Origin of the sequence: Streptomyces sp. SUK 48, assembly GCF_009650765.1 — a bacterium.
GTDB lineage: Bacteria > Actinomycetota > Actinomycetes > Streptomycetales > Streptomycetaceae > Streptomyces.
In genome coordinates, this window is sequence record NZ_CP045740.1 from 477,077 (window position 1) to 498,190 (window position 21,114).

22 protein-coding genes are annotated in these 21,114 nt (G+C 73.6%); 14 read left to right on the forward strand and 8 right to left on the reverse strand.

The window, feature by feature from the left end:
• Positions 1 to 112 precede the first annotated feature (112 nt).
• Genes GHR20_RS02130 through GHR20_RS02145 form a run of 4 tightly spaced genes read left to right on the forward strand, consistent with a single transcriptional unit; the run spans position 113 to position 2,216 of the window.
• Positions 113 to 301 (forward strand): hypothetical protein, encoded by a 189-nt coding sequence (locus tag GHR20_RS02130; protein ID WP_111581716.1) that lies wholly within the window; start codon positions 113 to 115, stop codon positions 299 to 301.
• A gap of 28 nt (positions 302 to 329) precedes the next feature.
• A complete protein-coding gene (locus tag GHR20_RS02135; protein WP_153811991.1) occupies positions 330 to 1,349 on the forward strand; it encodes an iron-containing redox enzyme family protein in 1,020 nt (339 codons plus the stop codon).
• A 14-nt stretch (positions 1,350 to 1,363) separates the two neighbouring features.
• Positions 1,364 to 2,038, forward strand: a complete 675-nt coding sequence (locus tag GHR20_RS02140) for a HemK2/MTQ2 family protein methyltransferase (protein WP_153811992.1) — start codon at positions 1,364 to 1,366, stop codon at positions 2,036 to 2,038.
• The gene (locus GHR20_RS02145) at positions 2,019 to 2,216 is read left to right on the forward strand and encodes a CDGSH iron-sulfur domain-containing protein (RefSeq protein WP_111581719.1); all 198 of its coding nucleotides are present in this window, start codon (positions 2,019 to 2,021) and stop codon (positions 2,214 to 2,216) included. The genes GHR20_RS02140 and GHR20_RS02145 overlap by 20 nt, the downstream gene beginning before the upstream one ends.
• 215 nt (positions 2,217 to 2,431) lie before the next feature.
• Here the strand turns inward: GHR20_RS02145 and GHR20_RS02150 are convergent, their stop codons facing one another.
• From GHR20_RS02150 to GHR20_RS02160, 3 genes are all read right to left on the reverse strand, one after another.
• On the reverse strand, positions 2,432 to 2,866 hold the full coding sequence (locus tag GHR20_RS02150; protein ID WP_111581987.1) for a protease inhibitor: 435 nt from the start codon (positions 2,864 to 2,866) through the stop codon (positions 2,432 to 2,434).
• Between the two features lie 418 nt (positions 2,867 to 3,284).
• Positions 3,285 to 3,662, reverse strand: a complete 378-nt coding sequence (locus GHR20_RS02155; protein WP_153811993.1) for a toxin Doc — start codon at positions 3,660 to 3,662, stop codon at positions 3,285 to 3,287.
• A gap of 3 nt (positions 3,663 to 3,665) precedes the next feature.
• The gene (locus GHR20_RS02160; protein ID WP_111581720.1) at positions 3,666 to 3,905 is read right to left on the reverse strand and encodes a hypothetical protein; all 240 of its coding nucleotides are present in this window, start codon (positions 3,903 to 3,905) and stop codon (positions 3,666 to 3,668) included.
• Positions 3,906 to 4,095: 190 nt separating this feature from the next.
• On the opposite strand from GHR20_RS02160, the gene GHR20_RS02165 reads away from it, so the two are divergent.
• Positions 4,096 to 6,483 carry a SpoIIE family protein phosphatase gene (locus GHR20_RS02165; protein ID WP_153811994.1) on the forward strand — a complete coding sequence of 796 codons (2,388 nt, stop codon included), beginning with the start codon at positions 4,096 to 4,098 and terminating at the stop codon, positions 6,481 to 6,483.
• Positions 6,484 to 6,524: 41 nt separating this feature from the next.
• On the opposite strand, the gene GHR20_RS02170 is transcribed toward GHR20_RS02165, so the two are convergent.
• Complete coding sequence (locus GHR20_RS02170; RefSeq protein ID WP_111581722.1) at positions 6,525 to 7,073, reverse strand: RNA polymerase sigma factor; 549 nt, start codon at positions 7,071 to 7,073, stop codon at positions 6,525 to 6,527.
• A gap of 46 nt (positions 7,074 to 7,119) precedes the next feature.
• Here GHR20_RS02170 and GHR20_RS02175 point away from each other — a divergent pair, with 46 nt between their 5' ends.
• From GHR20_RS02175 to GHR20_RS02190, 4 genes are all read left to right on the forward strand, one after another.
• Positions 7,120 to 8,517 (forward strand): serine/threonine-protein kinase, encoded by a 1,398-nt coding sequence (locus GHR20_RS02175; protein ID WP_153811995.1) that lies wholly within the window; start codon positions 7,120 to 7,122, stop codon positions 8,515 to 8,517.
• Between the two features lie 159 nt (positions 8,518 to 8,676).
• Complete coding sequence (locus GHR20_RS02180) at positions 8,677 to 9,378, forward strand: DUF4232 domain-containing protein (RefSeq protein ID WP_153811996.1); 702 nt, start codon at positions 8,677 to 8,679, stop codon at positions 9,376 to 9,378.
• Positions 9,379 to 9,464: 86 nt separating this feature from the next.
• On the forward strand, positions 9,465 to 10,718 hold the full coding sequence (locus GHR20_RS02185) for an SLC13 family permease (RefSeq protein WP_153811997.1): 1,254 nt from the start codon (positions 9,465 to 9,467) through the stop codon (positions 10,716 to 10,718).
• A 15-nt stretch (positions 10,719 to 10,733) separates the two neighbouring features.
• Entirely contained in the window at positions 10,734 to 11,237 is a 504-nt protein-coding gene (locus GHR20_RS02190; RefSeq protein WP_153811998.1) for a universal stress protein, read from the forward strand.
• Positions 11,238 to 11,255: 18 nt separating this feature from the next.
• Here GHR20_RS02190 and GHR20_RS02195 read toward each other — a convergent pair whose 3' ends face one another.
• On the reverse strand, positions 11,256 to 12,224 hold the full coding sequence (locus GHR20_RS02195) for an aldo/keto reductase (protein ID WP_153811999.1): 969 nt from the start codon (positions 12,222 to 12,224) through the stop codon (positions 11,256 to 11,258).
• A gap of 101 nt (positions 12,225 to 12,325) precedes the next feature.
• Between GHR20_RS02195 and GHR20_RS02200 the strand changes: the two genes are divergently transcribed.
• Both GHR20_RS02200 and GHR20_RS02205 read left to right on the forward strand, forming a co-directional pair.
• Positions 12,326 to 13,132 carry an endo alpha-1,4 polygalactosaminidase gene (locus GHR20_RS02200; RefSeq protein ID WP_153812000.1) on the forward strand — a complete coding sequence of 269 codons (807 nt, stop codon included), beginning with the start codon at positions 12,326 to 12,328 and terminating at the stop codon, positions 13,130 to 13,132.
• 135 nt (positions 13,133 to 13,267) lie between these two features.
• Positions 13,268 to 14,125 carry a hypothetical protein gene (locus GHR20_RS02205; RefSeq protein WP_153812001.1) on the forward strand — a complete coding sequence of 286 codons (858 nt, stop codon included), beginning with the start codon at positions 13,268 to 13,270 and terminating at the stop codon, positions 14,123 to 14,125.
• Here GHR20_RS02205 and GHR20_RS02210 read toward each other — a convergent pair.
• The 3 genes from GHR20_RS02210 to GHR20_RS02220 all read right to left on the reverse strand — a co-directional run bounded on the left by GHR20_RS02210 (position 14,122) and on the right by GHR20_RS02220 (position 16,824).
• Entirely contained in the window at positions 14,122 to 14,664 is a 543-nt protein-coding gene (locus GHR20_RS02210) for a flavoprotein (RefSeq protein ID WP_153812002.1), read from the reverse strand. The genes GHR20_RS02205 and GHR20_RS02210 overlap by 4 nt on opposite strands.
• Positions 14,665 to 15,052: 388 nt before the next feature.
• On the reverse strand, positions 15,053 to 15,829 hold the full coding sequence (locus tag GHR20_RS02215; RefSeq protein WP_153812003.1) for an alpha/beta fold hydrolase: 777 nt from the start codon (positions 15,827 to 15,829) through the stop codon (positions 15,053 to 15,055).
• Positions 15,826 to 16,824, reverse strand: a complete 999-nt coding sequence (locus GHR20_RS02220; RefSeq protein ID WP_111581732.1) for an LLM class flavin-dependent oxidoreductase — start codon at positions 16,822 to 16,824, stop codon at positions 15,826 to 15,828. Before GHR20_RS02220 ends, GHR20_RS02215 begins: the two co-directional genes overlap by 4 nt.
• A 348-nt stretch (positions 16,825 to 17,172) precedes the next feature.
• Between GHR20_RS02220 and GHR20_RS02225 the strand changes: the two genes are divergently transcribed.
• The 3 genes from GHR20_RS02225 (at position 17,173) to GHR20_RS02235 (ending at position 21,056) form a co-directional block, all read left to right on the forward strand.
• Positions 17,173 to 18,042 (forward strand): AfsR/SARP family transcriptional regulator, encoded by an 870-nt coding sequence (locus GHR20_RS02225; protein WP_243877868.1) that lies wholly within the window; start codon positions 17,173 to 17,175, stop codon positions 18,040 to 18,042.
• A gap of 395 nt (positions 18,043 to 18,437) precedes the next feature.
• Complete coding sequence (locus GHR20_RS02230) at positions 18,438 to 19,892, forward strand: NAD(P)/FAD-dependent oxidoreductase (RefSeq protein ID WP_148024764.1); 1,455 nt, start codon at positions 18,438 to 18,440, stop codon at positions 19,890 to 19,892.
• A 198-nt stretch (positions 19,893 to 20,090) separates the two neighbouring features.
• Positions 20,091 to 21,056, forward strand: a complete 966-nt coding sequence (locus tag GHR20_RS02235; protein ID WP_153812005.1) for an alpha/beta hydrolase — start codon at positions 20,091 to 20,093, stop codon at positions 21,054 to 21,056.
• Positions 21,057 to 21,114: the final 58 nt, after the last annotated feature.

The following is a 21,114-nucleotide window of genomic DNA, read 5'->3' on the forward strand; positions in this document are numbered from 1 at the left end:
GACGGCGGCCCCTCGCCCGTGCCCGGCCGTACGTGATCGGGGCCAGGCGTGTTCTCCGCAGGTCCGGGTACCGGGAGCCGGTCAGGACGATCATTCGCGAGAAGGAGACACCATGTCCGGTGGGGACCACGGCAAGCGGCCCGAGACGGCGCTGGAGGAAGTGCTGCACGAGGTCGAGCGGGCCGAGCTGCGCGACGGCAAGCGCCAGGCCGACGGCGAGGCGGGAGACGCCCTCAGCCCGAGCACGGAGGCCCAGGAACAGTCCGGCGGCGACCGGACGGCCGCCGGACGGCGCCACTGACCTGCCCGGATCCGGGTACCCGGCCGCCATGGACCCACGAGGACCCGAGCTGCCGCCCGCGCGCGGCCCGCTGTCCGCCGCGCTCGTCGCCTACCTGCGCGGCGCCGGACCGCTGCCCGACCCGGCCGGCGCCGGGGACCCGGACCCCTACGGGGACGACCCGCAACTCGCCCTGTACCTCTGCTACGAGCTGCACTACCGCGGCTTCGCGGGCGTGCCCGCCGAGGCCGAGTGGGACCCGGACCTGCTGCGGCTGCGGGCCGCGCTGGAGCACCGCTTCCTGGCCGCGCTGCGCGCCGACACCCCGGGGCACGAAAGCCTGGACGACGCGCTCGGCGCGCTCCTGGTGGAACCGGCCGAGGGCACGGGCGTCACTCATTTCCTGTGCGCCGAGGGCGAGTTGTGGCACCTGCGCGAGTACGCGGCGCAGCGCTCCCTGTACCACCTGAAGGAGGCCGACCCGCACGCCTGGGTGCTGCCCCGGCTGTGGGGGCGGGCGAAGGCCGCGATGGCGGCGGTGGAGTACGACGAGTTCGGCGGCGGCCGGGCCGAGCGGGTGCACGCGCGCCTGTTCGTCGACCTGATGCGGGACCTGGGCCTGGACACCGTATACGGCCGCTATCTGGACGCGGCGCCCGCCGAGATGCTGGCCGTCGTCAACCTGATGTCCCTGTTCGGCCTGCACCGCGCGCTGCGCGGCGCGCTGGTCGGGCACTTCGCGGAGGTGGAGATCACCTCCTCCCCCGGCTCCCGGCGCCTCTCCGAAGCGCTGGGACGCACCGGCGCGGGCGCGGCCGCGCGGTTCTTCTACGACGAGCACGTGGAGGCCGACGCGGTGCACGAGCAGGTAATCCGGCACGAGGTGATCGGCGGACTGCTCGCGGAGGAACCGGAGTTGGCCGCGGACATCGCCTTCGGCATCGACGCGACCGAGTACCTGGAGGAGCGGCTCGCCGGGCGGCTGCTCGCCGACTGGCACGCGGGCCGGTCCTCGCTGCGCGTCCCCCTCGGACAGCCGGACGCGCTCGCGCGGCCGAGCGGGACATGACCCATATTTCCGCCATGTCCGGGTACTCGCGTCCTGTGATCGCTTTGCTGCTTCCGGGTGTCTACGCACCCCAGGACGACACGGCACTGCTGGCCGAGGCCCTGCGCGAGGAGGCGGTGCCGGCCGGGGCGCGGGTGCTCGACGTGGGCACCGGCAGCGGTGCACTGGCACTCGCGGCGGCCCGGCGGGGCGCCGAGGTGACCGCGGTGGACATGTCCCGGCGGGCGGTGTGGACGGCCCGGCTGAACGCCCTGCTGTTCCGGCTGCCGGTACGGGCCAGGCGCGGCGACCTCTTCACGCCGGCGCGCGGACGGCCGTACGACCTGATCCTCGCCAATCCGCCCTACGTCCCCGCCCCGCACGGCGGGCGCGGGCCGCGCGGCCGGTCCCGGGCCTGGGACGCGGGCCACGACGGACGGCTGCTGCTGGACCGGATCTGCCGGGATGCCCCGGCGCTGCTGACGTCCCGGGGCGTGGTGCTGATCGTGCAGTCGGCGCTGAGCGATCCCGGGCGCAGTCTGGAACTGCTGCGCGGCGCGGGCCTGAAGGCCACGGTGGTGCGGCGGCGCTGGATCGCGCTGGGCCCGGTGCTGCGCTCCCGGGAGCAGTGGCTGCGCCGGCGCGGGCTGCTCGCGCCGCACGAGAGAACGGAGGAGCTGGTGGTGATCCGTGCCGAACGAACCCGCTGACCGCGCCCGCCGGATCACGGTGCAACGGCGGGGGCCGCTGCTCGTGGAGGGTCCGGTCGAGGTGGAACTGGAAGACGGTACGACGGTGTCCTCGGACCGCTTCCGTGTCGCTCTGTGCACCTGTCGGCGCAGCCGCCGCTACCCGTGGTGCGACACGAGCCATCGGCGCAAGTCCTGAACACCGTTCGTTTTTCGCCGCTCCCCGGTAGGCCCCCCACGGGCCTGTCCGGGGAGCGGCTCTGTGTGCCGGCAAACCGGCGGGCGACCCCACTTCGCTCGGCGGTCCGGCGCGAGATCGCGGGTTCCCCGTTCCGAGAGGTCCGCACTCCCCAGTAACGGTCCTGATCCGGTGTGTACGGAAGACCCTGCGATCCCGGTCCTTGGGCGGCCCCGCTAGAACGCGAAGAGGCTGCCGCCGACGGCGTCCCGCTCACAGGAGTTGCCGAAGGTGCGCTCGTAGCTGACCCGCTGGCCCTGCCACACCCCCTGGGCGGTGACGACCACGGGGTCGTAGAGCTTGTTGCACCAGACATCGTCGCGCGCCTTGAGGGCGGCGAAGTCACCGCCGACACCGCGCAGTTCCGCGCAGGCCGCGGAGGCGGCCGGGTGGGTGCCGGAGGAGGTCGGGGCGCAGGTGAGGGTGACGGCGCGTTCGGGTGTCGCGGTGGCCGCTGCGCCGCCGTGGCCGATGGTCAGCACCAGCGCCGAAGGGGCGTAGAGCGAGGCCGGGGCGGCGTCCGGGGCGGCGACGGCGGCCCCGGTCAGGGGTCCGCAGACGGCGACGGCCGTGAGGCCGAGGGCCGCTGCCCAGCGCGCGGTGTTCCGCATGGTGTGCATCCTTCCGCTCGAACTAGACGGGTGCCGGCTCCGTTTCCGGTAGGACGTCGGACCGGCGAGCGCCACTCTGCCGAGTCCCCGCCGGAAACACACATCGACCCCACAGGTTTCGGTAACCTTTCGTGTTGAAGCAGTGGCGTGAAGTCACGGAATTCGAACGTCGGGACCCGGGAACTGGGCGGCGGCGGCCCCTGGGAAGTCGTCAATTGGCCGAAAATCAGCGGTTATTTAATCGTCCGGAAACATTCCGACACCGCCGTCCGGAACCCCCTTCATGACTCCTCGTGTTCACCCGGTGATCACCGCCCACGGGTCCGGGATTCCGGGGCGGGCGCAGGCTGGACGTCACGGAGACGGGCGGCGCCGCCGTAGGCCGGCGGGGTCATCCGCCGAGGCGGGCGCCCGGCGTTCAGATCTGCCAGGAGCGGAGCCGGTCGGCGGCTCCGTACACGTCCGTCTTGCCCACGATCAGATCGCGGGCGAGGTCCACCAGGGCGCCGTACGGCGGGTCGATGCCGGCGCCGCTGACGAACATGTAGGCGACGGCGGTGGCGCAGGCGAACCGCGCGTTGGCCGCGGGCAGCGGCTTGAGCAGGGCGAGGGTGTGCAGCAGGGCAGCGGCCCGCCAGGCGGGGTCGGAGTCCACGCCGAGCCGGGGCGGGTCGACCCGGTGCCGGGCGACGGCGGCGACCAGCGCGGAGAAGTCGTCGACCGCGGGCTGTTCGGGCAGGACCTCTTCGTGCCGCTGGAGCAGCCACGGGACATCGATATGGATGACGGGCTGCATCACTCAGGCGGCCTCGCCCCGTGCGGGAGGCTCGTCCTCGGGGAAGGCGGCGGCGAACTCCTCGGCGTGCGCGGTGAAGAAGCTGCGGAACGCCGCGGCGCCCTCCTTCAGCGCCCGGTGCCGGGCGATGTCGGCGGCGGCGGCCTCGCGGACGAGGGCCTTCATCGACGTACCGCGCTCCTTGGCGATCTGCCGCAGGTCCTCTAGTTCCCGGTCACTGAACTCCACGTTGAGAGCTGGCATGGGCCAAACGGTACCGCTCGGGTACTCGCCCGTAAATTTCCGCAGGTCGCCTCATATCCGCTGCGGTACCCCGGACAGCGGCCGCGCCGGGTCCCGGGGCCCGGCGTCCGCCGGTGTGCGGGAAGCACTAGGCTGGGGCCGCGAGGGGTGCCACCTGTTCACTGTGAGTGTGCGCTTGGGAGCGGCGACGATGAGCCGGGTCTATCCGTTCGACGAGGCGGCGACGGCCCGGGCTGTCATCGCCGACGACGGCACGCTGGTGGAGTGGAACGAGGGCGCGCGGCGCCTGCTCGGCCACCCCGCCGACACCGTCGTGGGCCGCCCCGCCACGCAACTGCTCACCGGGCCCGCCCCCGCCCTGCCCCGGGACTCCCGCTGGCACGGCACGCTCGCCGTGCGCCACCTCGACGGGCACAGCGTCGACGTATGGCTGCTCGCCCGGTACCGCCCGGCGCCGGACGGCGGCGCGGGCAACCGGTGGATCCTGGTCGCCCCGGTGCCCCGCACGGAGCCGCCCGCCGCGGACGATCCGCTGGGCGAGGCGGGCCTGATCCAGTCGCCGTGCGCGATCGCGGTCTACGACGAGGAGCTGCGGCTGCGCCGGATGAACGACGCCATGTCCGTGGTGTCCGGGCTGCCGCAGGACCACGCGCTGGGTCTGCCCTTCACGGAGCTGGTCGACGATCCGCAGAGCGAGGAACTGGCGCGGGGCATGCGCGAGGTGCTGGCCACCGGGCGCCCGCTGGACGTGCGGACCTTCATGCGGGCCGGCGGCGAGAGCCGGGCGCACGCCTGGCTCGCCCGGCTCGCGCCGGTGCACGACCGCGCGGGCCGGGTGCGGGGCGTGTGCCTGGCCGCGCACGACGTCAGCGACAGCCACCGGGCCCGGCAGCGCCTCCAACTGGTCAACGAGGCGAGCATGCGCATCGGCACAACCCTCGACGTCACCCGGACGGCGCAGGAGCTGGCCGACATGTGCGTGCCGGCGCTGGCCGACTTCGTCACCATCGATCTGCTGGACCCCGAGGAGTACGGCGGGGAGCCCCCGGCCCGTGTGGCCACCCCGGTGACCCTGCGCCGGGCCGCCCACCATTCGGTCCTGGACGGGGTGCCGGAGGCGGTGATGGAGCCGGGGCAGACCGAGCGCTATCCGGGCGGCTCGCCGCAGGCGGACTCGCTGACCGCGGGCCGCACTCTCGTCTTCTCCAGGACCGCGGGCGGCACGAGCCCCTGGATGAACTGGAACAGCGCCCGCACCCGGCAGGTGCGGCGCTTCGGCATCCACTCCACGATGTCGGTCCCGGTGCGGGCCCGCGGACTCACCCTGGGCGTCGCGGTCTTCGTACGGCACCGGCGCCCGGACAGCTTCGACGCCGACGACCGGATGCTGGCCGAGGAGATCACCGCCCGGGCCGCCGTCTGCATCGACAACGCCCGGCGCTACTCGCGCGAGCGGGAGACCGCCCTCGCCCTGCAACGCAGCCTGCTGCCCCGCACGCTGCCGCGCACGGCGGCCCTGGAGGCGTCCTCCCGGTATCTGCCGGCGGCACGCGCGGGGGTGGGCGGCGACTGGTTCGACGTGATCCCGCTGTCGGGGCTGCGGGTCGCGATGGTCGTCGGGGACGTGGTGGGGCACGGCGTCCAGGCGTCGGCCGCCATGGGCCGGATGCGCACCGCCGTACGCACCCTCGCGGACATCGACCTCGCCCCGGACGAACTGCTCACGCATCTGGACGACCTGGTGATGCGGCTCGCGGAGGAGACCGGCCGGGACGGCAGCACCGGCGAGGTCGGCGCGACCTGTCTGTACGCGGTCTACGACCCGGTGTCGCGGCGCTGCACGCTGGCCCGCGCCGGGCATCCGCCGCCCATCGCGCTGCCGCCGGGCGGCCGACCGCACCAGCTGGAGCTGCCCGCGGGACCGCCGCTGGGCCTGGGCGGGCTGCCGTTCGAGTCCGCCGAGGTGGAGCTGGCGGAGGGCACGGTGCTCGCGCTGTACACGGACGGCCTGGTCACGTCCGGGGACCGGGACCTGGACGGGGACGCCGGGCGCGCGAAGCTCTTCGAGGCGCTCGGCGCGGGCGTCGGCTCACTGGACCTGTCCTGCGACCGGATCCTGCACACCCTGCTGCCGTCCGGCGGCGCCGCCGACGACGTGGCGCTGCTGCTCGCCCGCACCCAGGGCCTGCCCGCCTCCCAGGTGGCGACCTGGGACATCCCGGCGGACCCGGCGCTGGTCGCGCCGATCCGCAAGGCGGTGGTGGAGCAACTGGACGTGTGGGGGCTGAGCGAGGCGTCGTTCACGGCGGAGCTGGTGGTCAGCGAGCTGGTCACCAACGCCATCCGCTACGGCGCCCATCCGATCCGGCTCCGGCTGATCCATGACGCGGCCACGCTGATCTGCGAGGTCTCCGACACCAGCCACACCGCCCCGCATCTGCGCCGGGCCAAGACCTTCGACGAGGGCGGCCGGGGGCTGCTGCTGGTCGCCCAGCTCACCCAGCGCTGGGGCAGCCGGCACACCGGGGACGGCAAGACGATCTGGGCGGAGCTGCCGCTGTTCGAGGAGGAGGGCTAGAGGAGAGGAGGGTTAGAGGCGAGGACGAGGGCTGGTCGCCCTCACAGGCTCGTCAGCCAGGGCCGTACCTGTCTGCGGGCCTCGTGCAGCCGGGACTTGAAGGTGCCGAGGGGGATGCCGGCGCGTTCGGCGGCCTCGGCGTAGTCGAGCTGGCAGATGTCCCGGTAGACCAGCGGCGCGACCAGCTGCGGATGCTCGCGCTCCAGCCGCTCCAGCGCCTCCAGCAGGTCCACCCGGGAGCCGGCGATGACGCTGGTGGTGCGCGGGTCGACGGCGTGCGCCGGCTCGATGGCGACGGGCTGTTCGGCGGCCCGCCGCTTCAGCTCGCGGTACTTCTGCCGGCAGCAGTTGGCGACCACGGTGTACAGCCAGGTGCCGAAACGGCTGCGGCCCTCGAAGGTGCCGATGTGCCGGGCCACTTGGAGCAGCACGTCCTGGGCGGCCTCCTCGGCGTCCTCCCGGCAGGGCAGGAAGCGCCCGCAGCGGCGGACGACGTCCGGCCGCAGCTCGGCCAGCAGCCGCTCCAGGGCCGCGGGGTCACCGGCGGCGGCATGCCGGGCGAGTTCCTCCACCGGCGCCTCGTCCTGCACGTCACGCACTCCTTCGGGTCGATCTCAAGGCAGGCATGATAGTCGTATGCACTCCCTGGAGCGGATCGGCCGCTACCGCCTCGAACGGCCGCTGGGCACCGGAGCCTTCGCCACCGTGTGGCTCGCCCACGACCCGGAGCTTCAGGCCCCGGTGGCGGTGAAGGTGCTCGCCGAGAACTGGTCGCACCGGCTGGACGTCCGGGACCGGTTCCTGTCGGAGGCGCGGCTGCTGCGCCGGGCCGGTTCCAGCCGGGTGGTGCAGGTCTACGACATCGGTGAACTCCCCGACGGACGGCCGTACTTCGTGATGGAGTACGCCGACGGCGGCACCCTCGCCGAGCTGCTGCGGGACGGCCCCTTGCCGGTGCCGGACGCGCTGGCGCTGACGGCACAGGCGGCGCGGGCCGCCGCCGCGCTGCACGAGGCGGGGATCGTGCACCGCGACATCAAGCCGACCAATGTGCTGCTGCACACCGCCCCGGACGGCACCCGGCGGGTGCTGCTCGCCGATCTGGGGCTCGCCAAGAGCCTGGCGCAGGGCTCCGCGCTGACCCTGGCGGCGGGCTCGGCGGGCTATCGGCCGCCGGAGCAGGCGGAGCCCGGCGCGGGCATCGACGAGCGGGCCGACGTCTACAGCCTGGGCGCGGTCGGCTACGAGCTGGTCACCGGGAGCGTGCCGGGGCCGCCCGGCAAGGTGGTGCCGCCCGCGCGGCTGCGGCCGGGACTCGGGGACGGCGTGGCGCGGGCGCTGCTGCGGGCGCTGGAGCCGGACCGGGCGCGGCGCTGGCCCGGCGCCGGCGCGTTCGCGGCCGAGCTGGACCGGCTGGCGGGCCTCCCGGCGGCCGCGGGGAGGCCCGGGCGCCCGCGCCTCGACCGGGTCCGGGGCCGGCTGAACGCGGTGACCCTGTCGGTGGCCGCGCTGGCCGCCGCCGCGGTGGCGGCGGTCACGGTGACCGTGGTGCTCCATCGCGGCGGGGCCCCGGAGCAGCCGCGGGTGGCGGACGCGGGCGGCCGGGTGAGCGTGCGGGTGCCCGCGAGCTGGGACCGCGAGCTGCGCGACTCCGGCTGGGACCCGCATGCGCTGGGCCTGGGCTCCGGGCACGAACCGGGCCTGGTGGTGGCGGACGACCTGGCCCACTGGCCCGATCTGGCCACCCCGGTCGACGGGGTGTTCGTCGGGGTCAGCGCGCACGGCGATGTCACCGCACGGGTGAAGGCGCTCGCGCACTTTGGCTGTCACCACTCCGGCAGCCGCGCCTTCCGCAGCGCGGACTGGCACGGACTGGTGCGGACCTGGAGCGGCTGTCCGGACGGCGGTTCGATCACCGAGTCCGCGCTCGTCCCGGCGGGCGGCGCCACCGAGCCGCAGGTGTATGTGCAGCTACGCCAGCGGGGTGACGGCGACGCCACCGATGGCGTACTGCGCTCCCTGCGGGTGCGCTGAGGGGTGACGCGAGGGTCGGTCCGGGGCCGAAGCGGGAAAAAGAATCCTCGTGTTCCGAACTTTTCCCACGGTCCGTGCATCGGAGTGGGGTGACGGCGCACTCGGCACCGTAGGCACGCGTCCGGCGCGTGCCCCGACCAACCAGGAGTGTTGAGCGACATGGTGTACACCCCACGGTCCGCGCGGCGCGGAGCCCTGTTCGCGGGCTCGGTCGCCGTGCTGGGCCTGCTGACCGCCTGCGGCAACGGCCAGACCGTGCACAGCGATCCCCCCATGACGTCCTCGGGTACGGCGGCGCCCGCGAGCGGCGACTCCTCCGCACCGGCGTCCTCCGGCGCCTCGACCACGTCCTCCCCCGCCTCCTCCACGCACACCGGCGCCCCCGCGACCGCGTCGACCCGGACGACCGCCACCTCGGGCGGGGGCACCACCGCCGCGGCGAGCACCCGCTGCCACACCTCCGAACTGCGCGCCTCCGTGGGCCGCAACGACCCGGGCGCCGGGCAGGAGAACTTCCCCGTGGTGCTCACCAACACCTCCGGGCGTACCTGCACCGTGCGCGGCTTCCCGGGCGCGGCCTTCGTGAACGCCTCCGGCGGGCAGCTCGGCCCCAACCCGGGGCGCGAGTCGGGCTCGTCGACGACGGTCACGCTCAAGCCCGGCCAGAGCGCCTGGGCCGGGCTGACCTTCTCCAACCCGGGGGTCAGCGGCGCGAGGACGGCCAAGCCGGCGGCCCTGCTGATCACCCCGCCGAATGAACGCGATCATCTCAAGGTGACGTGGACGGGCGGCGAGGTCCCGGTCTCCGGGAACTCCTCGGCCGTCTTCCTGACCGTGTTCAGCCCCGGCACCGCTCCCTGATCCTTCCGCCCCCGGCCGCCGCGGGGCGGCCGGGGACATCTGTTTTCATGGGCGGGAAAGCGTGATCGAATCCGGAAGGACCCGCCCTGAACAGCCCGCTCGCCGAAGCACTCTCCGTGGTACTGCTCCTCGCGGTGCTCGCCTTCGCCGTCGTACGGCCCTTCGGGTGGCCGGAGGCGGTCATGGCCGTCCCGGCCGCCGGGATCGTGATCGCCACCGGCGCCATCTCCCTCGACCATGCCCGCGCCGAGGCCGAGCGGCTGGGCCCGGTGGTCGGTTTTCTCGCGGCGGTCCTGGTGCTCGCCCACTTCTGTGCCGTGGAGGGCCTGTTCCGGGCCTGCGGGGCGTGGATGGCCCGCTGGGCGGCGGGACGGCCGGTGCGGCTGCTGACGGCGGTCTTCGCGCTCGCCTCCGCCATCACCGCCGTACTCAGCCTGGACGCCACGATCGTGCTGCTCACCCCGGTGGTGTTCGCCACCGCCGCCCGCACCGGCGTACGTCCCAAGCCGCACGTCTACGCCTGTACGCATCTGTCGAACACGGCGTCGCTGCTGCTGCCGGTGTCCAATCTGACGAACCTGCTGGCGTTCGCGGCGAGCGGGCTGAGCTTCACCCGGTTCGCCGGGCTGATGGCGCTGCCGTGGCTGGCGGCGATCGCCGTGGAGTACGCGGTGTTCCGGCGGTTCTTCGCCGGTGACCTCGCGGCGGCGGCCCCGGCGGCCCCGGACACCGGCGAGCCGCCCATCTTCCCCCGGTTCGCGGTGGTGACCGTCGTCTGCACGCTGGCCGGGTTCGTGGTGGCGTCGGCGTTCGGTGTCGAGCCCGCCTGGGTGGCGGCGGCCGGTGCGCTGGTGCTGGCCGGGCGGTCGCTGCTGCGCCGCGAGGCGACCCCGGTGACCGTGGTGAAGGCGGCGGCCCCGGCGTTCCTCGCGTTCGTGCTCGCGCTGGGCATCGTGGTGCGGGCGGTGGTGGACAACGGGCTCGCCGACGCGCTCGGGCACATCGTGCCGGGCGGCACCGGGCTGCCCGCGCTGCTGGGGATCGCCGCGCTGGCCGCCCTCCTCGCGAACATCGTCAACAACCTGCCCGCCGTGCTGGTCCTGCTGCCGCTCGCGGCCCCGGCCGGTCCCGGCGCGGTGCTCGCGGTGCTGCTCGGGGTGAACATCGGCCCGAACCTGACCTACGCCGGGTCGCTGGCCACACTGCTGTGGCGGCGGATCGTGCACCAGCACGAGCACGGCGTGAACCTCGGCGAGTTCACCCGGCTGGGTCTGCTCGCCGTGCCGTCCTCCCTCGCGGTCGCGGTGGTGGCACTGTGGGGGTCGCTGCACGTTCTGTGACGGGAGGCCGACCCGATGCGGGTGATCGTCTGGCTGGTCGAGGGCACCTGGCCCGCCTGTGTGGACGCCGTGCGCGCGCATGCGCCCGACTCCGCCGAGGTGGTGCTGCTGCATGTCAGCGGGCCCGATGTGCCCGGGGTCGCGCACGGCGCGTTCGCGGGGCTGCTGGGCCGCGGGCACCCGGAGCGCGATCCCGGTGCCCTGCTGGAGGAGCTGGGCGGGACATCGGCGGCCGCACTCCTGGCCGCGGCGGCCGAGCGGCTGGGCCGGCCCGCCGCGTGCGAGGAGCGGGCCGGCCGGGTGGAGCGGGAGGTGGTGGCCGCCGCCGAGGGGGCCGATCTGCTGGTGCTGGCCCGGGACGGCGACCGGTCCCGGCTCGGCCCGCGCAGCCTCGGCCCGGCGGTCCGCTTCGCCGTCGACCACGCCCCCTGCCCGGTCCTGCTGGTCTGGCCCGAACCGGCCCCCGGCCTCGCGACCATCCCCCCGCCACCACCGCATCACCCGCCGCATCACCCCTGAGAACGGCCGGTACCGGCCTCAGTGACCGCTGATCGCACGCGGTGTGTACGGCCGCTCCAGCTCCTCGATCTCCTCGTCCCCGAGGGTGAGTTCGACGGCGGCGACCGCGTCCTCGATGTGCCGGGACTTGCCTGCGCCGACGATCGGCGCGGTCACGGTGCTCTGGTGCAGCAGCCAGGCGAGAGCCACCTGGGCGCGCGGCACGCCCCGCTCCCCGGCGATCCGGGTGACCGCCTCCACGATCGCGCGGTCGCCCTCCTGGTACAGCTTGCCGCCGAAGACGTCGTGCTCGCTGCGCTCGGTGACCGTGCCCCAGTCACGGGTGAGCCGGCCCCGGGCGAGCGGGCTCCACGGCAGCACGCCGACGCCCTGGTCGGCGCAGAGCGGCAGCATCTCCCGCTCCTCCTCCCGGTAGAGCAGGTTGTAGTGGTCCTGCATGGAGACGAACCTCGTCCAGCCGTGCCGCTCCGCCGTGTACTGCGCCTTGGAGAACTCCCACGCGTACATCGAACTCGCCCCGATGTAGCGGGCCTTGCCCGCCTTGACCACGTCGTGCAGCGCCTCCATCGTCTCCTCGATCGGCGTGCCGTGGTCGTAGCGGTGGATCTGGTAGAGGTCGACGTAGTCGGTGCCGAGGCGGCGCAGACTGTGGTCGATCTCGGTCATGATCGCCTTGCGGGACAGCCCGGCCCCGTTGGCCCCCGGGCGCATCCGCCCGTGCACCTTGGTGGCCAGCACGATCTCGTCCCGGTGCGCGAAGTCCTTGAGCGCCTTGCCGACGATCTCCTCGCTGGTGCCGTCGGAGTACACGTTGGCGGTGTCGAAGAAGGTGATGCCCGCCTCCAGCGCCTGCCGGATCAGCGGGCGGGCGGCCTCCTCGTCCAGGGTCCACTCGTGATTGCCGCGCTCCGGCACCCCGTAGGTCATGCAGCCCAGACAGACCCGCGACACGTCCAGGCCCGTCGAACCGAGCTTCACATACTGCATCGTTGCTGCTCCTGCCTTCGGGACGGGTGGTCACGGCCGAGCCTACGACGTGGCCGGGGAGCGGCTTGACGGCCGAAGCGTTTGAACGCTTTGATCCTGACATGTTCCGCGCCGCGTCACTCGTCGTACTGGCCGTCGCCGTCTCCGTCCTGACGGGCTGTGCCGCCACCGGAAAGGACGACGGCGCGAAAGGGCGCGCGGTGCGGCTGCCGCCCCGGCACGCCGGGTTCGACTACCAGATCGGCGGCGCCTATCCCCCGCCGGCCGGTGTCCGCGTCGTCAGCCGGGACCGGTCCGACTCCCCCGCGCCCGGCCTGTACAACATCTGCTACGTCAACGCCTTCCAGGCCCAGCCCGCCGAACGCGCCTCCTGGCCGCGCGACCTGCTGCTGCGCGACGCGCACGGCAAGGTCGTCATGGACAGGGACTGGAACGAGGCGCTGCTCGACATCGGCACCCCGGCCAAGCGCGAGCGGGTCGCGCGCCGGGTGGACGGGTGGATCGACGACTGCGCGCGCAAGGGCTTCGACGCGGTGGAGCCGGACAACTACGACAGCTACACCCGCTCCGACGGGCTGCTCTCCGCCGCCGACGCGACCTCGTTCATCGCCCTGCTCTCCCGGCACGCGCACGAGCGGCACCTGGCCATCGCGCAGAAGAACACCGCCGAGCTGGCCGGTGAGCGGCGCCGGGCGGGGCTGGACTTCGCGGTGGCGGAGGAGTGCGGGCAGTACGACGAATGCGGGGTGTACGCGAAGGCGTTCGGGGACCGGGTGGTGGACATCGAGTACACGTCCGCCGGACTGCGCAAGGCCCTGGCCGGCTGGGGCAAGCGGCTGAGCATCGTCCGCCGGGACCGGGACGTCTCCGCTCCGGGCGCCGCCGGGTACGTACGCGCGGTGCGGTAGGGCCGCCGGGGCGGAGGTGTTGCTGCCCCCAGGTGACCGTTCGGCGTGGGAGGCGACGGGCGGTCGTACCGTCGGACGATCCTCATGGGTAGGCGACCGGCGACCGGCCGGTCCCGGCCGCCCGGGAGGAACGCGGTGCCGACTCGTCCGATCACCCTGAGAGCACTGACCGGGGCGGCGCTGCTGCCCCTGGCCCTCGTCACCCCGGCCTGGGGCAGCCCGGCCGCCGCCGGGGCCCCGAAGGCCGAGGAGCCGGCCACGCTGTGCGCGGTCGCCGGCACGCTGCGCGGCGATCACGGCCAGTACGCGCTGGTCAGCCTGTGCGCGGGCAGCGGCACCCCGCAGTTCGCGGTCTCCGCCCCGGCCGCCTGCGGTAGCGCCGGCACCCGGGTCCGCTACAGCTGCCGCACCAACGGCACCTGGACCGCCGAGCGCTCCGGGAAGGCCCTGGCCGGCGGGCCGCTGCCCGGTTCGGGCGACTACCCGGGGCCCGGCACGTACGACATCACGGCCACCGTGCGGGTACGGTCCGCGCCCGCCGGGGTGGACCTCACCGGCCAGGTCCGGGCCACCCTGACACTGACCGCGCCCAAGGCGCCGCCCACGCACGCCATCACCGCCGACCGGACGACGCTGCGCCGCAACGCCACGACCACGCTCGTCTACACGGTGCGCCGGGACAGCGCGGAGGGCGACGGCAGCGCCCGGTTCGGGCTGATCGGCGAGGCGGCCAGCGGTGTCCGGATCGCCACCACCGACGCCCGCTGCGTCAACCCGCTGGTGGGCGAGTACCCGGCGAGGACCCGGCTGCCGTACTCGCTTGACTGCGCGCTGACCGAGCTCCAGCCGGGCCACCCGGAGCAGGTCCGGGTCCGCGTCACCGTCGGCGCCACCTGCTCGACCGTGGTCTCCAAGCTGGGCTACTGGATGCCCGACGGCCAGGCCCTGTACACCGGCGGCATGCTGGAGGGGCCCGAACTGACCTGCGCCTAGGCGCGTTCCAGCAGGTCCAGGGCGGTCGTCCAGGGGAACTTCGGGCGAGCGCCGTCGGGGCCCGGCTCACCGGGGTACGGCTCCCCGAAGCGCACGCCCATCCCGCGCAGCCGTACCAGGCTGTCCTGGTAGGCGGGATGGGCGGCCAGCGCGCCGGTCACAGAGGGCAGCACCGCGATCGGCACCCCGAGACCGGCGGCCTCGCACAGGGTGCCGACGGCCAGGGTGTCGCCGATGCCCGCCGCCCACTTGTTGACGGTGTTGAAGGTGGCGGGCGCGACCGCCACGGCGTCCGGCGCCGGGAACGGCCGCGGATCGCCCGGGGACCGCCAGGCCGACCGTACGACCCTGCCGGTACGGGCCTGAACCGCCGCGACGTCGAAGAAGCCGCCCATCGCCACCGGTGTGGCGATGACCCCGACCTCCCAGCCCCGCTCCTGCCCGGCCGCGATCAACTCCTCGACCCCGGCGGCGATACCGGCCGCGCAGACGACGACGTACAGGAACGGCTTCTCGGATGCTCCGGCGTGTTCGCTCACCCGGGAAGCGTATCGACCGGCGACCGCGCGGTGCGGCCCGGTTCAGGGGGGGCCGGAGTGCGAACCGGCCGGTGCTCCGGCCTCTCCCGGCGCCCACGGCCACCGGGTCGCCGGTCTCGTCCCGGGACGCCCGCTCGCACAGGGCATCCGGGAGGCCGCCCGCGTACGCGGGCACCGCGCGTTCCAGGGTGCCGTGTTCCGGCGGCCGGTCCGGGACGCGGACCTGGCGGCCGGGCAGGCCGGAGAGCCGCGCGTCCGGTTCCGCGCTCCCGGCGGGCAGGACGGTGCCGTCCGGCAGTTCGACCCGGACCGTACCGGGGCCGGACGCAGGCCGCGTCCATCGGCCGATGAGGCGCTCTTCCCGCCTCGCCGTGCCGGAGCGTGCTCGTCAGATCCGGGCGGACAGGCGGCGCAGATGGCGGTCCAGGCTGTGCTGGAGGGCCGCGGTGTGCTCGAAGAGGTAGAAGTGGCCGCCGGGGAACTGGGTCGCACCGAGGAAGTCGGCGCTGTGGCCGGCCCAGGCGGCCATGTCGCCGGGTGCCACGATCGGGTCGGTGGTGCCGCAGTAGGCCGCGACCGGGCAGGGCGCCGGTTCGCCGTCCTCGCGCAGGCTGCCCGCGGCGAGGAAGTCGGCGCGCAGCGCGGGCATGATCGAGGCCAGGGTGGCCGGGTCGAGCGTCGTACCCTCCGGCATCAGGCCCAACTGGCCGACCCGGTCGAGGAGTTCCTCGTCCGTCATGGTGGCGACCCGGTCCAGTTCGGCGGCCGGTTCCAGGGCCGGCGCCCAGGCCGAGACGCCGAGGAGCGCGGGGGCCGGCAGGCCGTTCCACGCGGCGGCCACCGACAGCCGGTAGGCGAGCAGCGCGCCGAAGCTGTGGCCGAAAAGCAGATAGGGCCGGCCGTCGAGTTCGGCCTCGAAGACCTCCAGGAGCGCGTCCAGCAGCACCTCCACGTCGGTGAACGGCTCCTCGCCCAGCCTCTCCTGACGGCCCGGCAGTTGCAGGGTGCGCACGTCCATGGTGGAGGGCAGGGTGGCGGCCCACGCCTGGTAGGCCGGGGCGGTGCCGCCCGCGTGCGGGAAGAGGAACACCTGGTGGTCGGCGTGCGGCTCGGCCCCCGCGGTGGTGAACCAGCGGGCACGTCGGGTGCTGCCGGCGGTGCTCATGTGTTCTCCTGATCTGTCTGGCGGGCCTTGGAGACGAGTACGTCCGCTATCTCCCGCAGGTGTGTCTCCGGTCGCAGCGATCCGATGCGGAGCAGGATGTGCCGGGCGCCCGCCCGCACATAGTCGGCGACGCGCTGCGCGCAGTGCTCGCTGGGCCCCCAGGCGTAGGCGCGCATGGCCGACATCTGCTCCAGGGCGCGCCCGTAGCAGTGTTCGAGGTAGTCGTCCAGCTCGACCCTGGCCCCCCGCTCGTCCGGGCCGACCGTGACCGTGAGGTACAGGGCCGGGGTCACCGCGCCGGCCCGGCGCCCGGCGCGCCGGCAGAGGTCCTCCAGACGGCGCCGGGCACCGGCGTAGGACTCGGCCGAGGTACGGGACGACAGCCAGCCGTCGTAGAGGCGGGCGGCCCGTTCGAGCGCGCGGGCGCTGTCGGCGCCGGCGGCGAGCCACAGCGGCGGTCCGTCCAGCGCGGCCGGGCAGATCATCCGATCCAGGCCCTCCGCCTGCCAGTGCCGGCCCGTGAAGTGGTTGGGCGCGCCGGGCCGGGTGCTGCTCCAGGCCGTCCGCCACAGCGCGGTGACCTCGTCGAGGGTGCCGGCCCGGGCAGCGGCCGAGGCACCCACGGCGGCCAGTTCCTCGTCGGTCTCCGGGACCGGGAAGCCGGATCCCACGCCGAGGACGAGCCGGCCGGAGCTGACCTGGTCCAGGCTGCTGACCATGCTCGCGGCCACGAGCGGGTGGCGCAGCGCAGGCGTCATCGCCGCGGTGCCCAGCAGCACCCGGCGGGTCACCGCGCCCACGGCGGACAGCACCACCAGGGGGTCGAGCCGCGGGCGCGCGGTGAGCGAGTCGCCCGTCCACAGGGAGTCGAAGCCGAGTTGTTCGGCGCGGCGCGCGAAGTCCAGCAGGGAGGAGGCGTCGTGCTCGCCGAGGATCGCCTGCTCCCGGGTCGGCAACAGGACCCCCACCCGGAGCGGCTGACGGACGGCCCCCATCACACACCTCTTTCACTGGTCGCGGTCGGCGGTACCCGCGATCCAAGCAACCGCACCTGACAGGTTCCTGATCGACCGATGAAAGCGGGCCCGAGAATTGGAAAACCGTTAATACGGTGCCTTAACCAGCCGTGGCTGAGCTCGATATTCGGCACCGTACGATGGCGAACCGGCGACGATGATGTCCGACATGCGGTGGTCCGTCCCGACATCACCGATAGAAATCAGCATTGTTTCAATGGACACGCACTGGCCTGGAAGCGACGGCCGACTCTCCTCGATACTTGCGGTTGCGAAGGTTACTGGAGTCAATTAAAGGAACCGCGTACGGCACGGCAGGAGGAAAAAGTGATCACCTATTCTCAGTTCGAGGACACCTATCCGAACAACGGCCGCAGACTGCCTTCCGAGCCAGCGGTCCGCGAGGTTTCCCCCGCGCGTCCGGTCTGCGCGTTCCTCGGCCCCCTTGAGGTGCGCACCGGCGGCCGTACGCACACCGTCGGCGGCAACCGGCAGCGCACCCTGCTGGCGGCGCTGCTGGTGAGCCCCGGCCGGCCGCTGGCCGCCGAGCAGCTGTACACCGAGCTGTGGGGGGAGAACCCCCCGCCCACCTTCGAGAACTCGCTCCAGGCCCACGTGTACCGGTTACGCCGGACCCTCCAGCAACTGGCCGGACCGGACGGCCGGGCGCCCGAGCTGCTCACCCGCTCGTCGGGGTACGTACTGGAGCTGGGCGACGAGGAGACCGACGCGGCGGCCTTCCGGCGGCTGGCCGGCCAGGCCCGCTCCTGCGCCCGGCACGCCCCCGACCAGGCACTTCGCCTGCTCGACGAGGCGCTGGGCCTGTGGCGCGGGGCGCCCTTCCAGGACGTCGCCCAGGGGCCCATGTCGCAGAGCGTGGCGCTGGCCCTGGAGGAGGAGCAGCTGTGCGCGGTCGAGGACAAGCTGTGGCTGGAGATACAGCTGGCGGACCCGGTGCACAGCATCAGTGAGCTGAAGCGCATGCGCACCATCCACCCCTGGCGGGAGCGGCTGACCGAGATGCTCATGCTGGCCCTGTACCGGACCGGGCGGCAGGCCGAGGCGGTGGAGACGTACAACAGCACGCGGCACCGGCTGGCGAGCGAGCTGGGCATGGAGCCCTCGCTCAAGCTGCGCCAGCGGCTCCAGCAGATCCTCAACCAGGCGCCCTCGCTGGACGCCGCCGTGCCCGCCTAGGGGCGCCGCGGCCGGCAGCGGCCGGCCATCGACGAGGCTGCGGCAGTACGCCCGGAAACCCCCGGGGGCGTACCGCCGCAGCCTCGTTCCTCGTTCCCCCTCCGGGCCCCTTCGGAAGGGGTCCGCGGCGCGTCAGCTCCGTGTCAGCGCATTGCGCGAGACTATTCCTCGCGCATACCCCGCACAAAATGTCGACGCGAGCACCAAGAGAGCGCTGTCAAAGCGTTATCGGATGCTTTTCTCTTCCGCGTCGGCGAGGGTTTACTTGCCACATCCTTTTCTATTGCAATTCTAGTGAGCAAATCTCGGTCTTTGGCTCATCAGTCGTTCTTCAGTCGTCGATCAGCAGTCCTGTCCAGGGTGGACCGCGAAGAGGCACTAGGAAGGGGATGACTATGGACGAGGACTTCGAGATCGTCATCATCGGCGCCGGGATGTCGGGCCTCGGCATGGCCGCCCGTCTCAAGGAGGCCGGCCGGCACACGTTCACGGTGCTGGAGAAGGCCGCCTCCATCGGCGGGACCTGGCGCGACAACACGTACCCCGGCGCGGCCTGCGACGTGCAGTCCCACCTGTACTGGTACTCCTTCGGCGAGCAGCCCGACTGGAGCCGTACGTACGCCGGGCAGCCGGAGATCCTGCACAACCTTCAACGGTTCGCCGAGAGCCAGGGTCTGACGGAGCACATCCGCTGCGGCACCGAGGTCACCCAGGCCACCTGGTCGGACGAGGACGGCCGCTGGCACCTGCGCACCGCGCGCGGCGAGCGGCTGCGGGCCCGGGCGCTGATCACCGCGTGGGGGCAGCTCAACCTGCCGGCCTGGGCGAACATCGAGGGCGCGGAGCGCTTCACCGGGCTCCAGGCGCACACGGCGCGCTGGCCCGAGGACCTGGATCTGACGGGCAAGCGGGTCGCCTGCATCGGCAGCGCGGCCAGCGCCGTCCAGCTGGTGCCCGCCATCGCGCGGGACACCGGGCGGCTGACGGTGTTCCAGCGGTCCCCCAACTACCTGCTGCCGCGCCAGGACCAGGCGCTGAGCGACGACGAGCGCGCCGCGCTGCTCGCCGAGCCGCACCGCTACGACGAGCTGCGCGAGGGCCTCTACCGCGAGCGCGACGGCTGGGCCGTCGGCCTGCGCGACGACGGCAACCCGGTGCGGGACGAGTTCCTGCGGGTGGCCAAGGACCACCTGGCCGCACAGGTGGCCGACGCGGGGCTGCGCGAGCGGCTCACCCCCGACTACGCGTTCGGCTGCAAGCGGGTGCTGATCAGCGACGACTACTATCCGGCGGTCTCCCGCGACAATGTCGAGCTGGTCTCCGAGCCCATCACCAGGATCGAGCCGGAGGGCGTCAGGACCGCGGACGGGCGGCTGCACGAGGTCGACGTGATCGTGCACGCCACCGGCTTCCAGCCGCTCGACCGCACCGGCGGGGCGGAGGTCGTCGGACGGGACCTGCTGACGCTGCGCGAGGCGTGGAAGGACGGCCCCGAGGCGTATCTCGGCGTGTCCGTCAGCGGCTTCCCCAACATGTTCATGCTCTACGGCCCGAACACCAACCTGGGCCACCACTCGATCCTGTTCATGGTGGAGTGCCAGATCGACTACGTCCTCAAGGCGCTCGGCTCCCTCGACGGCGACCGGAACCGCACCCTGGACGTCGCCCCCGAGGTGCAGCGCCGGTACAACGAGGAGCTCCAGCGGGACCTGTCGGGTACGGCCTTCGCCGCCGGCTGCGCGAGCTGGTACAAGACGGGCGACGGACGCGTGGTCAACAACTGGCCCGCCAGCATCGAGGCGTACAAGGAGCGCACCGCCGTCTTCGAGCCGGGGGACTACATCGGCTAGGCGGTCCTCGCCCCGCTCCCGGCCGGGGCTCCGGGCGGCATCGCGGCCGCGTCGCGTCCGGTGCTCCCGGACGGCGGCGACGCCCCGGTGCCGTCCGGGTGTGCACGGTCGCCGCGCCCCGGCCGTCATCGCCCGCGCGGCCGGGTTCTCCGCGTCGGGCGACGCCCCCTTGTTCCGATCCCGGGAAGGAAAGAGACCATGGCCTACGACATCGACCCGGAGCTCGCGGCCGCGCTGGCCGCGCTGCCCAAGGCCCCGAACGGCGCCCTGCTGGACCTTTCCGACATCCCCGCGTGCCGCGAGCGGGTGGCGGCGGCCGAGGCGTGGCTGCCCGCGCCCGACCCGGACCCGCGCGTCAAGGCCGAGACCCTGAGCCTCCCGCGCCCGGACGGGACCCGGCTCGACGTGCTGATGTTCCACCCCGGCGACACCGGCCGCGTGCGCCCGGCCCTGCTCTACTTCCACGCCGGCGGCCAGGTCCTCGGCAGCGCCCACGACCGCACGGCCCGCGCGTACGCCGCGGACCTGGCACTGCGGCTCGATGTCGTACTGGCCGCGGTCGACTACCGGTTGGCGCCGGAGACCCCGGCACCGGGCGCGGCCGAGGACGGCCATCTGGCCTACACGTACCTCACCGCGCACGCCGCCGCGCACGGGATCGACCCGGACCGCGTCGGGCTCGCGGGCGCGAGCGGCGGCGGGGCGGTCGCCACGGTCGCCGCGCTGATGATCCGCGACCGCGGTGAGCGGCGTCCGCGGCTGCTGTCGCTGCACTACCCGATGCTCGACGACCGCAACGAGACCCGCTCCAGCCGGGAGATCACCGGACTCGGCGTCTGGGACCGGCGGGAGAACCTGTACGCCTGGGCCGCGGTGCTGGGCGACCGCGTGGGGGCGCCGGACGTGCACCCGTACTGCGCGCCCGGCCGCGCCACCGACCTCGCCGGTCTGCCGGACACCTTCGTCGCCGTGGGCCAGTTCGACGTCTTCCGCGACGAGGACCTCGACTTCGCGCGGCGGTTGATCGACGCCGGTGTCCCGGTCGACCTGCACGTCTACGCGCACGCCTTCCACTCGTGGGACGTGTTCGCGCCGCGGTCGGCCCTCTCCAGGACCCTCGAACAGACCTGGCACGACTATCTGCGCCGCCACCTGCACGGCTGACCCCCACCGGACGACACCGAGCGGACGCCCCTCCCCCGGGGCGTCCGCTCGGTGTCGT